At 65.2% G+C, this 14673-nt stretch carries 14 protein-coding genes; 10 read left to right on the plus strand and 4 right to left on the minus strand.

Annotation, left to right across the window (positions count from 1 at the left end; genetic code table 11):
* Positions 1-4 precede the first annotated feature (4 nt).
* Both rfbG and rfbF read right to left on the minus strand, forming a co-directional pair.
* A complete protein-coding gene (gene rfbG / locus BM118_RS32240; RefSeq protein ID WP_177234887.1) occupies positions 5-1066 on the minus strand; it encodes a CDP-glucose 4,6-dehydratase in 1062 nt (353 codons plus the stop codon).
* Entirely contained in the window at positions 1063-1833 is a 771-nt protein-coding gene (rfbF, locus tag BM118_RS32245; protein WP_092191148.1) for a glucose-1-phosphate cytidylyltransferase, read from the minus strand. The genes rfbG and rfbF overlap by 4 nt, the downstream gene beginning before the upstream one ends.
* A gap of 201 nt (positions 1834-2034) precedes the next feature.
* Between rfbF and BM118_RS32250 the strand changes: the two genes are divergently transcribed.
* The gene (locus BM118_RS32250) at positions 2035-2973 is read left to right on the plus strand and encodes a glycosyltransferase family 2 protein (protein WP_092190871.1); all 939 of its coding nucleotides are present in this window, start codon (positions 2035-2037) and stop codon (positions 2971-2973) included.
* A gap of 251 nt (positions 2974-3224) precedes the next feature.
* On the opposite strand, the gene BM118_RS32255 is transcribed toward BM118_RS32250, so the two are convergent.
* Both BM118_RS32255 and BM118_RS32260 read right to left on the minus strand, forming a co-directional pair.
* Entirely contained in the window at positions 3225-4067 is an 843-nt protein-coding gene (locus tag BM118_RS32255; protein WP_244550287.1) for a hypothetical protein, read from the minus strand.
* Positions 4068-4159: 92 nt separating this feature from the next.
* Positions 4160-4900, minus strand: coding sequence for a hypothetical protein (locus tag BM118_RS32260; protein WP_092191150.1), 741 nt, complete (start codon positions 4898-4900; stop codon positions 4160-4162).
* 282 nt (positions 4901-5182) lie between these two features.
* Between BM118_RS32260 and BM118_RS32265 the strand changes: the two genes are divergently transcribed.
* The 9 genes from BM118_RS32265 to BM118_RS32305 all read left to right on the plus strand — a co-directional run bounded on the left by BM118_RS32265 (position 5183) and on the right by BM118_RS32305 (position 14671).
* Positions 5183-6385: an HAD-IIIA family hydrolase gene (locus BM118_RS32265; RefSeq protein WP_177234889.1), complete on the plus strand. Its 1203-nt coding sequence runs from the start codon at positions 5183-5185 to the stop codon at positions 6383-6385.
* A 134-nt stretch (positions 6386-6519) separates the two neighbouring features.
* Positions 6520-7539 (plus strand): NAD-dependent 4,6-dehydratase LegB, encoded by a 1020-nt coding sequence (locus BM118_RS32270; protein WP_092190877.1) that lies wholly within the window; start codon positions 6520-6522, stop codon positions 7537-7539.
* Positions 7532-8752 carry a LegC family aminotransferase gene (locus BM118_RS32275; RefSeq protein ID WP_092190879.1) on the plus strand — a complete coding sequence of 407 codons (1221 nt, stop codon included), beginning with the start codon at positions 7532-7534 and terminating at the stop codon, positions 8750-8752. Before BM118_RS32270 ends, BM118_RS32275 begins: the two co-directional genes overlap by 8 nt.
* A complete protein-coding gene (gene neuC, locus BM118_RS32280; RefSeq protein WP_092190881.1) occupies positions 8745-9923 on the plus strand; it encodes a UDP-N-acetylglucosamine 2-epimerase in 1179 nt (392 codons plus the stop codon). The genes BM118_RS32275 and neuC overlap by 8 nt, the downstream gene beginning before the upstream one ends.
* The gene (neuB, locus tag BM118_RS32285) at positions 9920-10990 is read left to right on the plus strand and encodes an N-acetylneuraminate synthase (protein WP_092190883.1); all 1071 of its coding nucleotides are present in this window, start codon (positions 9920-9922) and stop codon (positions 10988-10990) included. Before neuC ends, neuB begins: the two co-directional genes overlap by 4 nt.
* Positions 10991-11184: 194 nt before the next feature.
* Positions 11185-12234, plus strand: a complete 1050-nt coding sequence (locus tag BM118_RS32290) for a nucleotidyltransferase family protein (RefSeq protein ID WP_092190885.1) — start codon at positions 11185-11187, stop codon at positions 12232-12234.
* Positions 12231-13139 carry a Gfo/Idh/MocA family protein gene (locus BM118_RS32295; protein ID WP_092190887.1) on the plus strand — a complete coding sequence of 303 codons (909 nt, stop codon included), beginning with the start codon at positions 12231-12233 and terminating at the stop codon, positions 13137-13139. Before BM118_RS32290 ends, BM118_RS32295 begins: the two co-directional genes overlap by 4 nt.
* Positions 13136-13837, plus strand: a complete 702-nt coding sequence (locus BM118_RS32300) for an acylneuraminate cytidylyltransferase family protein (protein ID WP_092190889.1) — start codon at positions 13136-13138, stop codon at positions 13835-13837. The genes BM118_RS32295 and BM118_RS32300 overlap by 4 nt, the downstream gene beginning before the upstream one ends.
* Positions 13838-13849: 12 nt before the next feature.
* Positions 13850-14671 carry an SDR family oxidoreductase gene (locus BM118_RS32305; RefSeq protein ID WP_092190891.1) on the plus strand — a complete coding sequence of 274 codons (822 nt, stop codon included), beginning with the start codon at positions 13850-13852 and terminating at the stop codon, positions 14669-14671.
* The last annotated feature ends 2 nt before the right edge of the window (positions 14672-14673 follow it).

A 14673-nucleotide genomic window follows, 5' to 3' on the forward strand; every position in this document is an offset into this window, starting at 1 on the left:
CGAGCTAGTCGCGTTTTGTGTCCATGAAAGCGTCGATCTGGTCAACCATCACCGGCCTGACCGCGGCGCCCTGCTCGAACGCCTTGTACCATTCCACCACGGCGGAAGCGGCACGATCGAGGCCCCAGCGCGGCGCCCAGCCCAGATTGGCTCGCGCCTTGGAACTGTCCAGCGACAGAAGCCGCGCCTCGTGCGGATGCTGGCCGGGCTGCGGCATCTGCTGCGGCGGAACACCCCACAGCACCGCCAGGCGATCGACCAGCCAGCGCACCGTCCGCACGCTGTCCGCATCAGGACCGAAATTCCATTCGCTGGAGAAGGTGATCGGATCATGCCACAGTTGCTCGGCGAGCAGAATATAGCCGGACAGCGGCTCGAGCACGTGCTGCCAGGGCCGCACGGCATCGGGATTCCGGACCGGCACCGGCTGGCCGCTGCGGATCGCCGCGATCACATCGGGAATGAGACGATCCTGGGCCCAATCGCCGCCACCAATCACATTGCCGGCGCGGGCGCTGGCAAACCCGATCCGGCTGGCTCCGCTGAAAAACGACGAACGGTAGGCCGCCGTGACCAGCTCCGCGCAGGCCTTGCTGCTGGAATAGGGATCCTTGCCGCCGAGCGGATCCGCCTCGCGGTAGCCCCAGACCCATTCCCTGTTGTCGTAGCATTTGTCGCTGGTGACGTTGACCACCACGCGCACGTCCGAATTCCGCGCCGCCTCGAACACATGCACCGTGCCCATGACGTTGGTCGCGTAGGTGCCGACCGGGTCCTCGTAGGACGCGCGCACGATCGCCTGCGCCGCCATGTGAAACACGATCTCGGGCTGAAACCGGTCGAACGCTGCCTTGACCGCGGCGGGATCGCGGATGTCGGCGAAGACCGACAGTGTGTCCTGCGCGGTCTGCGCCAGATCGAACAGGTTGGGCGTCGTCGATGGCGGCAACGCGAGCCCCGCGACCTCGGCGCCGAGGTGGCGCAGCCACGCCACCAGCCAGCCGCCCTTGAAGCCGGTATGGCCAGTGACGAGAACGCGCTTGCCCGTCCAGAAGCCAGCGTTCATTGCCAGCGTTTCCAGGGCGCCCGCCCGCTGTCCCAGAGCTGCTCCAGATGAAGCTTGTCACGCAGCGTGTCCATCGCCTCCCAGAAGCCGGTGTGGCGGTAGGCCGCGAGCTGTCCGTCCTGCGACAGACGCTTCAGAGGCTCCTGCTCCCAAATCGTGGTGTCGTTGCCGAGATAGTCGAAGATCGCAGGCTCCAGCACGAAGAAGCCGCCGTTGATCCAGCGGCCGTCGCCCCGCGGCTTCTCCTCGAAATGCTGGACGACGTCGTGGTCGATATCGAGTGCGCCGAAGCGTGCCGGCGGCTGAATCGCGGTCACCGTCGCATGGCGCCCGTGAGCGCGATGAAACTCGCGCAACGCGCCAATGTCGACGTCCGCGAGCCCGTCGCCATAGGTCATGCAGAACGTCTCGTTGCCAACATAGTCCCTGATGCGCTTGAGACGGCCGCCGGTCATGGTGTTCAGGCCAGTGTCGACTAGCGTCACCTTCCAGTGCTCGGCGAACTTGTTGTGCACTTCCATCGAATTATTGGCGAGGTCGAACGTCACGTCCGCCATATGAAGGAAGTAGTTCGCGAAATATTCCTTGATGACATAGGACTTGTAGCCGCAGCAGATGATGAACTCGTCGATGCCATGGGACGAAAAGATCTTCATGATGTGCCACAGGATCGGCTTGCCGCCGATCTCGATCATGGGTTTCGGCTTGACGTGGCTCTCTTCGGTGATGCGAGTCCCGAACCCACCCGCCAGAATCACGGCCTTCATGCTCATACCCGTCCAGCCGAAAAGGTCACATCAGAACGATTAGCCCAGCCTTGTCAACAAGATCGGGCGCCCGCCACCCTTCGGGAGCGGTTGAACTTGTCCGCTTACCTGCTAAAGAAACGATTGAAAGATGGCAACCCCACCACCGGGCGCTGCCATCCGTCCGATTCCGCCCCACGGTAAGGACGTCCTGGAGGATGGATGCGGAAGAAGATCAGCCTTGTGACGCCCTGCTACAACGAGGAGGCGGGAATCCGCGAGTGCTACGCGGCGATCAAGGAGATCTTCGACCGCGAGCTTCCGGGCTACGAGCGTGAGCACATCTTCTGCGACAATGCCTCGAGCGACCGGACCGTGGAGATCCTCAAGGAGATCGCGGCCGAAGACCCCTCCGTCAAGGTCATCGTGAACGCCCGGAACTTCGGCGTGTTGAGGAACACCTATAACGGCGTGCTGGCCTCGACCGGCGACGCCACCGTGCTGTTCATGCCCGCCGATCTGCAGGATCCGCCGTCGCTGATCCCAACCTTCGTCAAGCATTGGGAAGACGGCTATGAGATCGTGTTCGGCATCAGAGCCCGGCGCGAGGAGCCGTTCCTGAGCCGTACGGCCCGACATCTGTACTACAAGATGATCAGCCGCATGTCCTATGTCGACTACCCTGCCGACGTCGGCGACTACCAGCTCGTCGACCGCAAGGTGCTCGACGCCATGAAGCAGTTCGAGGACGTCCAGCCCTTCATGCGGATGATGCCGTTCGAATGCGGCTTCCGCTCCATCGGCGTGCCCTACACCTGGCTGGCGCGGAAACACGGAATCTCGCGCAACCGGCTGTCGAGCCTGATCGACCAGGGTCTGCTGGGCGCCATCAGCTTCTCCACCGTGCCGCTGCGCACGGCGTTTTTCTGCGGGCTGATCATCTCGTCGCTGAGTTTCGCTTACGCCTTCATCGTATTCCTACTCAAGATTGCCGGCTTCGACATCGGCCCGCACGGCATTCCCACCATCATCATAGGCCTCTTCTTCTTCGGTGGCGTCCAGCTCTTCTTCCTTGGCGTGCTCGGCGAATATATCGTGGCGATCTTCAATCAGGTCCGGCGACGGCCGATCGTGGTCGAGCGCGAGCGGGTCAATTTCTGATCGTCCTTCCGTTCCACCGCGTCTTGGATGCGCAGCGACGCGGACCGGCGTGACGGCGAGCAGTCTTTTCCTGCCGCTATCCGACGGCGCGACTTTTGCCGAGGCAATCGCCATACATGGTCAGGAACGACCCTAAGTTCGCGTTCGGGTGCAACGAGTTCGGGACCGCAAGCGAAATGCCGACCGGGATGACGAAGACAATCCATTCCCGGCGATCAGGCCATCGCCTCTCGAACGGCGCGAGGCCCGTCCTAATGCTGGAGGATGCCAGCGAGGTTCATGTGTGCAGGGCGCGAATGCTCAATGCCCAGCAGCGTCCGCCGGTTATCGTTTGTACGCTGCAAATGCAGGCTCGCGAGCGTCATGCCGGTGCAGGTCGTGACCGTCGTGCCGCGCCCGCCGAACGGCGCGAGAAAGTCGAACACGCGGCTGCCGAATATGTCCACGACCGACATCTCCCGCGCACCGAGCGGCGCAATCTCGCCGAACTCGCCCTCGATCTGCTCGCCGTCCTGGCGGATCAGCTTCGACGTCGGCCGCGCCGCATGCGCGTATTCAGGATCGGAGGAATGATTGATCAGCATCAGGCTGCTGACGATGTCGCTGGTCGCGATGATCTTCGGATTGATGCCGGTGAACCCGACATGCGCCTTGAGCCTGCCCTCGTTCAGCGGCCGGGCGAACGCGCCGGTGCGGTAGATCGCGACATTGTCCTGATCGACATAAGTCATCGAATAGCTGGCGGGCGACGAACGAAAGCCGTCCATACGCCCGCGCGACATCACGGCGACGACCACATAGTCGTCCTGCGGCAGCTTGAGTGACGCGAACAGGCGCGACAGCTCGACCTCGACGGTGGCACCCGGCGCATAGTCTTCCGGGAACTCGTAGGTTGCCCGGTGCTCGCCCTGACGCGACAGGATGTGCAGCTTGAATCTGAGCTTCTTGCTCAAGCCCGAGGCGACCAGGCTGGCGAGCTCGGGAACGAGATCCTTGACCGTTTCGCGAAAGTTCTTCCGCAGGCTGCCGGCGACGAGGCTGCGGAGATATCTGATGTCGACCGGACGATACCAGGCAGGGATCGAGAAACCCATGCGCGACTCGACCCCCGCAAAGGTCGGGAACATGAACCTGGGCTCGTAAGGTTTCCAGGGACTGGACGAGAAGCGTGTCACGGTCGCGGCCTCTAGAAATGATGCAGGCTGAACTTGCCGTTGGCAAATTCATAATAGCTGAACGGGCTGGCGATGTTGGTGCCCTTGAACTCCAGGGCGAACCCCTCGCTCGCACCCACCAGTCTTTCGGCCTCGGGAAAAAGATCCAGCGTGCTGATGCGGGCCGCGCCCATCGGCGCGATTTCCGGGAGCACACGCTCGCCCAGGGCGGTACCGTCCAGAGCCATGAGTCGGGCTGTCCCCACCGAGACGCCTTCGGGCGCCATGCAGGAGTTCACCAGCACCACGCCTGACTCCTTCAGGAAGCGCGTGAGATAGGACTGCATCCAGGCGGAGGTCGGGAACGGCGCTGCCGCGACGGGCTCGCGCTCGTGCGACAATGTTATCGCGCCGTGCGGCGAGAAATATTGTGCGTAATAGCCGGTGGTCACCTTCCGTCCGGGACGAAGCCTGGTCTCGTGTTTCGGCACCAGCGTCATTGCCACCGTTCCCGAGACGCGCGGACACAGCTCCGATGTCAGCAATTGCAGTTGTCCGTCGACGCCGAGCTCCTTGTGGAAATATCCAGCCTGCTTGCCCGCCCCGTCGAAGAACCAGACATGGGCATCCACGTCCGGATTATCCTTCATGAAGATCGAGAAGTAGTTGAATGCGCAGACTTCCGTCGTGACGGTCTCGTCGTTGCGCAGGTAGAGCACGGCCGGCGGATAGCCCCTTGCGACGGCCTCGCTAATCTGCAATTCACCCGGCATGCGGCGAAACTCGGCGGGAAGCAACAATCAGGCCCGATCGGCCGGCGGATAGCGAAGATTGCGCCCGGATATTCTCGCCCGCCTGCTAAAAATCCTGCACAATTCGACGGATGTTTACGCTTAGCCGCATGTGGAATCAACCGTACATGGAGCTGCGCCGCACCTTGGGAAAATCCGGCATAACGCCCCCAACTGGCGCGAAGACCAGTGACGCGGTATGGACATTGGAATGACACCTGCTTTTCACCGACAGCTCGATCGATGTCGCAAAACACCCGCTCCATGTTGAGACAGGCCGTCATCCTCGTCGGCGGGCTGGGCACACGGCTGGGTGAGCGCACCAGGCTGGTGCCGAAGCCGATGCTCGAAATCGGCGGGCGGCCGTTTCTCGACACGCTGATCGACGAGCTCGTCCGCTATGACGTGTTCGATGAAATCCTCCTGCTTGCGGGCCACAAGGCGGAGATCGTCGAGACGCACTACGCTGCAGCCGCCAGGGGACAGGCGCGAATCGTGGTGTCGCGCGAGACCGAGCCGCTCGGCACCGGCGGTGCGCTTGTGCATGCGCGCGACCTGCTGCACGACCGCTTCCTGCTGCTCAACGGCGACTCGCTGTTCGACTTCAACCTGCTCGACCTGATCGCGCGCGCGCAAGGCGGGCGCGTTCACATGGCACTGCGCGACAGCGTCGTCGGGGATCGCTACGGGCGCGTCGCGCTCGACGGCGACATCGTACGCGACTTCATCGCCCCGGGTGCGGGCGCCACGGGACCGGTCAATGCCGGCATCTACGTCGTCGACAAGTCCATTATCGCCGATATCGCAAGGCTTCCCGCCTCGCTCGAACAGGACGTGTTCCCCGGCCTCGTCAAGTCCGGCGAGCTGCGCGGGACGGCCTATCGCGGCTATTTCATCGACATCGGCATCCCCGATGATTTCGCGCGGGCCGACCGCGAGCTGCGCGAGAAGCTGCGGCGTCCCGCCGTGTTCTTCGACCGCGACGGCGTGCTCAACCATGATTCAGGCTACACCTTCGAGACGCACAAGCTCGAATGGATCGATGGCGCGCGCGAGGCGGTGAAGGCGGTCAACGACGCCGGCTATTTCGCCTTCGTCATCACCAATCAATCCGGCGTCGCGCGCGGCTACTACGAGGAGCATCACGTCGTCGCCCTGCACCGCTGGATGGCGGACCAGATGGCGTTGATCGGTGCGCATATCGATGCATTCGAATATTGCCCCGATCATCCCGACGGAACCGTCGCCCGCTATTGCCGCATCAGCGACCGGCGCAAGCCGGCGCCGGGCATGATCACCGATCTCGCACAGCGCTTTCCGGTCGACCTGACGCGCAGCATGGTGATCGGAGACAAGGACAGCGACATGGCGGCGGCGCAGGCCGCGGGCCTTGCCGGCCACTTGTTTGAAGGCGGGAATCTGGAGGCGTTCGTGAAGCAGCGCCTCAACGCGGCCGGCAAGGCCTAGGCGCGCGTCACGAAAACTGCTGCATCCCCGGGCATTTGGCGGGTGCCGGGCGCTGCTCTGTTGCGCGCAACCGCCAGTGTGCTATAGCGCCATCTTGTTGCGAACACTGGCTTAATCGCCTTCTGGGGTCCGGCATGGCAGATCTGAGGGACGCCCGCGTCCTCGTTACCGGCAGCGACGGCTTCATCGGTTCGCATGTCGTCGAGGAGCTGGTGAAGGCCGGGGCCCGCGTCAAGGCGATCGTCTACTACAATTCCTTCAATTCCTGGGGCTGGCTGGACACGGTTCCAGCCGACATCATGAAGTCCGTGGAGGTGATGGCCGGCGACATCCGCGATCCGCATTTCATGATCGCGGCCGCCGGCGGTTGCACCGACGTGCTGCACCTGGCGGCGCTGATCGCAATTCCCTTCTCCTATGTTGCGCCCGATTCCTACGTCGAGACCAATGTGCGCGGCACGGTGAACGTGCTCCAGGCCGCGCGCCTGGCCGGCGTGCGGCGCTTCGTGCAGACTTCGACCAGCGAGGTCTACGGCACCGCGCAAATCGTGCCGATCAAGGAAAATCATCCGCTGGTCGGCCAGTCGCCCTACTCGGCCTCGAAGATCGCCTCCGACCAGATGGCGCTGTCGTTCCAGGCCTCGTTCGACATGCCGGTCGTCGTCATCAGGCCGTTCAACACCTACGGACCGCGTCAGTCGGCGCGCGCGGTCATCCCGACCATCATCAGCCAGATCGCGACCGGCAAGCGCAAGATCCGTCTCGGCGCCGTCAGCCCGACGCGCGATTTTTCCTTCGTCACCGACACCGCGCGCGGCCTGATCGCGGGCCTCACCGCGCCGGCCGAACAGAGCGTCGGCCAGACCATCAATCTCGGCAGCGGCTTCGAGATATCGGTCGGCGCAACCGTCGAGATGATCGCCGACGTGATGGGCGTCGACATCGAGATCGAAACCGACGAGGCGCGCTTGCGCCCGGCCAACAGCGAGGTCGAGCGGCTCTGGGCCGACAATTCCAAGGCGCGCCAGCAGCTCGGCTGGGCGCCGGAATTCGGCGGGCTCGACGGCATGCGCCGCGGCATCGAGAAGACTGTCAGCTGGTTCACCAATCCTGCCAATCTCAGCCGTTACAAGGCGGATGTCTACAATGTCTGAGGCAACGGTGGGCACTGCTGTAACCGGATCCGACGCGCGCGCGTTCGATCCCAAGGCCGTGGTCGACGCCGTCCGGCGCGCCGCGGGTACGCCCAACGGCGTCCTCGGCCTGCACGAGCCTGTGTTCGCGGGCAACGAGGTCGCCTATCTCGAAGAGTGCATCAAGAGCACCTTCGTCTCCTCGGTCGGCCCGTTCGTCGACCGTTTCGAGCGCATGCTGGAGGAAGTGACGGGCGCCAGGCGCGCCGTCGCCGTCGTCAACGGCACCGCGGCGCTGCACGCCTGCTTCAGGCTGGCCGGCGTCGAGCCCGGCGAGGAAGTCATGTCGCCCGCGCTGACCTTCATCGCGACCACGAACGCGATCGCCTATTGCGGCGCGAGCCCGCATTTCATCGACAGCTCGCTCGTCACGCTCGGCATGGACCCGCGCGCCCTCGCCACCCGGCTCGCGGCGATCGCCGAGCGGACCCCCAGGGGCGCGATCAATCGCGAGACCGGACGCCGCATCGCCGCGATCTCGCCGATGCACACGTTCGGACATCCCGTCGAGCTCGACGAGATCGCCGCGATCGCGCAAGAGTGGGGCATTGCGCTGGTGGAAGATGCCGCGGAATCGCTGGGCTCGACCTACAAGGGCCACGCCGTCGGATCGCAGGCCCGGCTCGCGGCGCTGAGCTTCAACGGCAACAAGATCGTCACCACCGGCGGCGGTGGCGCCATCCTCACCAATGACGAGGAATTGGGGCGCCGCGCCAAGCATCTCACCACCACCGCGAAGCTGCCGCACAAATGGGCCTTCGTGCACGACGAGATCGGCTTCAACTACCGCCTGCCCAACCTGAACGCCGCACTCGGCTGCGCGCAGCTCGAGCAGCTCGACGGATTTTTGGCGAGCAAGCGCCGGCTGGCCGCAGCCTACGAGCGCGTCTTTGCGAACGTGTCCGGCGTGCGCTTCTCGCGCGAGCCCGAGGGCACCACGAGCAATTATTGGCTGAACGCCATCCTGCTCGACGAGGCGTATGCGCAGCGGCGCGACGATGTGCTCACGGCGCTGAACGAGGCCGGCTTCGGCGCGCGTCCCGCCTGGACCCTGATGCACCGCCTGCCGATGTTCGCGCAAAGCCCGCGCGGCGATCTCGCCACGGCCGAATCGATCGAGCGGCGGCTGATCAACCTGCCCTCGAGCGCCAGCATCCGGGCCCGCGATGAATAGCATCGCGCGAAAGATCTGCTTCGTGACCGGCAGCCGGGCCGATTTCGGACTGCTGGTCTGGCCGATGCGCGCGATCCGCGAGACATCAGGCCTGACGCTCCAGCTCATCGCCACCGGCATGCATCTCGCGCCGGAGTTCGGCTACACCTTCAACGCCATCCGCGACGAGGGATTCGAAGCCGACGAGCGCGTCGAGACGCTGCTCGCCAGCGACACCGGTGCCGGCGTCGCGAAATCGGTCGGGCTCGGCGTGATCGGCTTTGCCGATGCCTTCACGCGGCTGCAGCCGGATCTCGTCGTCGTGCTCGGCGACCGCTTCGAGATGTTCGCGGCGGCGCAGGCCGCGATGTTCATGCGGCTGCCGATGGCGCATCTGTTCGGCGGCGACGTCACCGAAGGCGCGGTCGACGAGTCCATTCGTCACGCCATCAGCAAGATGTCGCACCTGCATTTCACCAGCAACCGGGGCTCGACGCAGCGGCTCATGCAGCTCGGCGAGGATCCGTCCCGCATTCACACCATCGGCTCGGTCGGCATCGACGCCATCAAGCATCTCGACCTGATGGACCGCGACGGCATCGGCCGTGCGGTTGGCATGCCGCTCGGCGAGCACAATGCGCTCGTGACGTTCCATCCGGTCACGGTCGAGGCCGGACGCTCGATGGCCGAGCTGGACGAGCTGTTCGCGGCGCTGTCGACGCTCGATCCCGCCTTCCGTCTCATCTTCACGCTCGCCAATGCCGATGCCGAGGGACGCGCGCTGAACGACCGGACCAAGGCCTTCGCGGCGGGCCGGCCGAACACCATCGCGGTCGCCTCGCTCGGACAGCTCCGTTATCTCAGCCTGATGAGCCAGGTGGACGTGGTGATCGGCAATTCGTCGAGCGGCATCCTCGAAGCGCCGTCATTCGGCGTTCCCACGGTCGACGTCGGCGACCGTCAGAAGGGGCGCGAGCGCGCAGCTTCGGTGTTTCACGCGGCATCCGAACGCGGCGCGATCGGCGCCGCCATCTCGCAAGCGCTCGGGCGCGGCCGTCAGGCCACCGTCAACCCCTACGGCGACGGCGACTCCAGCCGGCGCTTTGCCGACATCATTGCCGGCATCCCCGATTTCGGACAGCTGCTGAAAAAGGGCTTTTACGAACTTCCCGCAAGCGGAGCGCGGCCATGACGACGCACACGCTGATCATCGCGGAAGCCGGCGTCAATCACGACGGCAGCCCGGAGAAGGCACTGGCCCTGGTCGATGCGGCAGCCGACGCCGGCGCCGACATCGTCAAGTTCCAGACCTTCAACGCGAAGGCGCTGACGAGCGGCGCGGCGAAGAAGGCCGACTATCAGCAGCGCACGACGGACGCCGCCGAGAGCCAGCTCGCCATGCTGGAGCGGCTCGAACTGCCGCAGGCCGCACATCACACGCTGATCGCGCGCGCCGCCGAACGCGGCATCGAATTCCTGTCGACGCCGTTCGATGATGCTTCGCTCGGCTTCCTGCTGTCGCTGAAGCTGCCGCGCATCAAGATCGGATCGGGCGATCTCACCAATGCACCGCTGCTGCATGCGGCGGCGAGGGCCGGCGCGACACTGATCCTGTCGACGGGCATGGCGACACTCGGTGAGATCGAGGAAGCGCTGGGCGTATTGGCACATGGCTACGCGCAGCGCAGCGATCCTGCCGGCGTCGCCTCGTTCCGCGCGGCATGGCGCGATCCTGCGGCGCGCACCGCGCTCGCGCGGCACGTGAGCCTGCTGCATTGCACGACCGAATATCCCTGCCCCATCGCGGATGTGAACCTTGCCGCGATGGCGACGATGCGATCCGCGTTCCAGCTTCCGGTCGGCTATTCCGATCACACCGACGGTTTCGAGATTTCGGTGGCCGCGGTTGCGCTCGGTGCCACCATCATCGAGAAGCACCTGACGCTGGATCGCAATGCGCCCGGTCCTGACCACGCAGCCTCACTCGAGCCGGACGATTTCGGGCGGATGGTGCGCGCCATTCGCAACGTCGAAGCCGCGCTCGGCGACGGCGTGAAGACGCCGAAAGAGTCAGAGATCAGGAATGTGCCGGTGGCGCGCAAGAGCATCGTGGCGACACGCGCACTGCGGGCCGGCGAGATCATCGGCCCGGCCGACATCACCGCCAAGCGGCCGGGCGCAGGCCGGCCGCCGATCGACTATTGGTCCTTGATCGGAACGGCGGCGCCGCGGGCGCTCGAGCCGGACGATCCAGTTTAGCGACGCGGCTTGGCAGGCCCCCGCGCCTGCTCGCCGCCGCCTGCGTGCGTCGATCGCAGCGGCCGGCGGCGGGTCTTCAAACCACTGATTCGGCCCACGAAACGCCGGGGTTGACGGCGCCTCTCGCAGCCGCGATATAGCAGGCTCAGCCGTGGGCCGCCCCCCGATATCTGGCGTATACGAGGCAGATTGCCATGAAATCCTGGCGTAAAGCCGTCGTCGGAACGCAGGCGACCGTGGGCGAGGCCATCGCCGCGATCGAGAGCGGCAGCATCCAGATTGCGCTGGTGCTCGACGACCAGAACCGCCTGCTCGGCGTGGTCACCGACGGCGATGTCAGGCGCGGGCTGCTGCGCGGCATTCCGCTGACGGGGCTTGCGACCGACATCATGAACCGCGCGCCGGTGTCGGCACCTGCGACGCTGCCGCGCGACGACCGCCTGCATCTGATGCGGCAAAAGTCGATCAAGCAGCTCCCGCTCGTCGACGAAGGCGGCCATCTGGTCGTGGTCGAGACGCTCGATGAGCTGCTCGAGCCGCGCCATAACGCAAATCCGGTGTTGATCATGGCGGGCGGCCTCGGCGAGCGCCTGGGCGCGCTGACGCGCGACGTCCCGAAGCCCATGCTCAACGTCGGCGGCCGGCCGCTGCTCGAGACGATCGTCCGCAACGTGGTGCAGCAGGGTTTTCGCAACATCTACATCTCGGTCAACTACAAGGCCGAGACGATCAAGGACTACTTCGCCGACGGCGCCGCCTTCGGCGCCAATATCCAGTACGTGCACGAGACCGAGCGCCTGGGCACCGCCGGCGCGCTCGGGCTCTTTGCGACGCCGCCGGATCTGCCGATGATCGTCACCAACGGCGACATCCTCACCACGATCAACTATGGGGCGCTGCTCGACTTCCACAACGGAACGCCGGCGGACGCGACGATGGCCGTTCGTGAGCACAAGGTGCACGTCCCGTATGGTGTGGTTTCGACCTCGGACGGCTTTCTCCAGGCCATTCGCGAGAAGCCGACCGAAAGCTGGTTCGTCAGCGCCGGCATCTATGTGATTGGAAGCTCCGTCTTCAACCATGTCGCGCCCGGCGTCAGCATCGACATGCCGACCGTGCTGGAGCGCGTGATCGCCGGCAAGGGACGCGTCGCGGTCTATCCGATCCGCGAATACTGGCTCGACATCGGCCGCCTGGAGGATTTCGAGCAGGCGCATGCGGAGTTTCACGAGGTCTTCCCGTGACCTCGACAACCGCCGTCGTGATCGGCCTCGGCTCGATCGGCACGAGGCATGCGCGGATCCTGCGTGAGCTTGGCCTTCGGGTCGCGACCGTGAGCCGCCGTGATGGCGGCGACTATGGGTCGATCGCGCAGGCTGTCGCCGGCGCGCATCCGGATTACGCAGTGATTGCCACCGAGACCGCACGCCATGCCGACGACCTGCAAGAGCTCGGGCAGGCCGGCTTCCGCGGCGCGGTTCTGGTCGAGAAGCCGCTGTTCGCAACAGCGGCGGCTCCGCCGAAATATCCGTTCGCCCATGTCAGCGTCGGATATAATCTTCGCTTCCATCCGGTCATGACGGCTCTCGTCGAAAGATTGCGCGGGCGCGAGGTGATCACGGTCGCCGCCTATGTCGGCCAGGACATCAGGGACTGGCGGCCCGGCCGCGACCATCGCACGACCGCATCCGCAACGGTTGACGCCGGCGGCGGCGTCCTGAGGGATCTCAGCCACGAGCTGGATTATCTCCTGTGGCTGTTCGGGCCGTGGCATCGTGTCGCCGCCCTCGGCGGCGCGTCCGGCGCACGCGACATCGACGTCGATGATCACCTCGACCTGCTGCTCGATATGCAGCGGGCGCCATCGGTCCACGTGCACATGGACTATCTCGACCGCCAGGGCATCCGCCGCATTCGCGTCAATGTCGACGACGACACCATCGAGGCCGACCTCGTCGGCAGCCGCCTCGTCGTCAACGGCAAGGCGACGGACTTTGCCAGCGAGCGCGACCAGAGCTATCGCGACATGCATGTCGCGGCGATGCGGGGCGCACGCCCGGTCTGCTCCCTGCCCGAGGCACTCGGCGTCGTGCACCTGATCGACGCCAGCGAGCGCGCGCTGCGCACCAAGACCTGGATATCGCCATGAGCCTGCTCTGCACGATCTGCGCGCGGGGCGGCTCGAAAGGGGTCGTCGGCAAGAATGCGCGCGATCTCCTCGGCAAGCCGGTGCTCGCGTGGAGCATCGCGCAGGCGCGCGAGACCGGCCTGTTCGATGCAATCGCCTTCAGCAGCGATTCAGACGCGTTGCTCGAGGCGGCGCTGAAGGCCGGCGCCGACATTGCGGTCAAGCGTCCGGACGAGATGGCGACCGATACCGCGCCGAAGCTGCCGGCGATCCGCCATTGTCTCGAACAGGCCATCGCGCAAACGGGCAGGACGCCGGAGATCTTCGTCGATCTCGACGTCACCTCGCCGCTCAGGCTTGCCTCCGACATCGCCGGCGCGGTGGATCTGCTACGTCAGTCCGGCGCACCCAACGTCATCACCGGCGCGCCGGCCCGCCGCTCGCCCTATTTCAACCTGGTCGAGCAGCGCACCGACGGCAGCGTTGGTCTCTCCAAATCTGCCGATCCTCCGATCACGCGCCGGCAGGATGCGCCGCGCTGCTTCGACATGAACGCGTCGATCTACGTCTGGCGCGTCGCGTCATTCCTGGAGAGGCCGGCAGTCTTCTATCCGGACACGCGTCTGTTCGAGATGCCGGAAGAACGCTCGATCGACATCGATTCCGATCTCGATTTTGCGCTGGTTGAATTGTTGCTGCGCCAACGAATGCCGGCCTGAGGAGGCCAAGCGATGACCACGAGCTTCAAGGCTCTGTTCGATCTGACCGGCCGCACGGCCGTCATCACCGGCGGATGCGGCATCCTCGGACGCCGCTTTGCCGAAGGCCTCGCCGAGTTCGGCGCCAATGTGGCGATCGTCGATCTCGATCAGGCCGCGACCGATGCGGCGGCAGCCGACCTCACCTCACGCCACTCCGTCCGCGCCAGAGGCTATGGCTGCGACATCACCGAGCCCAGCTCCGTGCGCGACACCGCCGATGCGATCGAAGCCGACCTCGGACCGGTCTCGATCCTGCTCAACAACGCCGCGAGCAAGACCCGCGATGTCGACGCCTTCTTCGCGCCCGTCGAAGAATATTCGCAGGATATCTGGCGGGAGATCATGGCGGTCAATCTCGACGGCATGTTCAACGTCGCGCAGGTGTTCGGCGGCCGAATGGCCGAGCACGGCTATGGCGCCATCGTGCAGACCGCCTCGATCTACGGCCTGATGGCCCCCGACCAGCGCATCTACGAAGGCTCCGAATATCTCGGCCGCGCCATCAATACGCCGGCGGTCTACACCGCGTCCAAGGCCGGCGTCATCGGCCTGACCAAGCACCTTGCGACCTACTGGGCAGCCAAAGGCGTCCGCGTCAACACGCTCACCCCGGGCGGGGTCGAGAGCGGACAGAACGAGACCTTCAAGCAGCGTTACGGTGCCCGCATTCCGCTCGGCCGCATGGCCCGTGCGGACGAGATGGTGGGGACGATGCTGTTCCTGGTGTCGGATGCTGCGTCCTACGTGACCGGCCAGAACATCGCGGTCGATGGCGGACTGAGCGCGTGGTAAGC

The organism is Bradyrhizobium sp. cf659 (assembly GCF_900113725.1).
Lineage (GTDB): Bacteria > Pseudomonadota > Alphaproteobacteria > Rhizobiales > Xanthobacteraceae > Bradyrhizobium.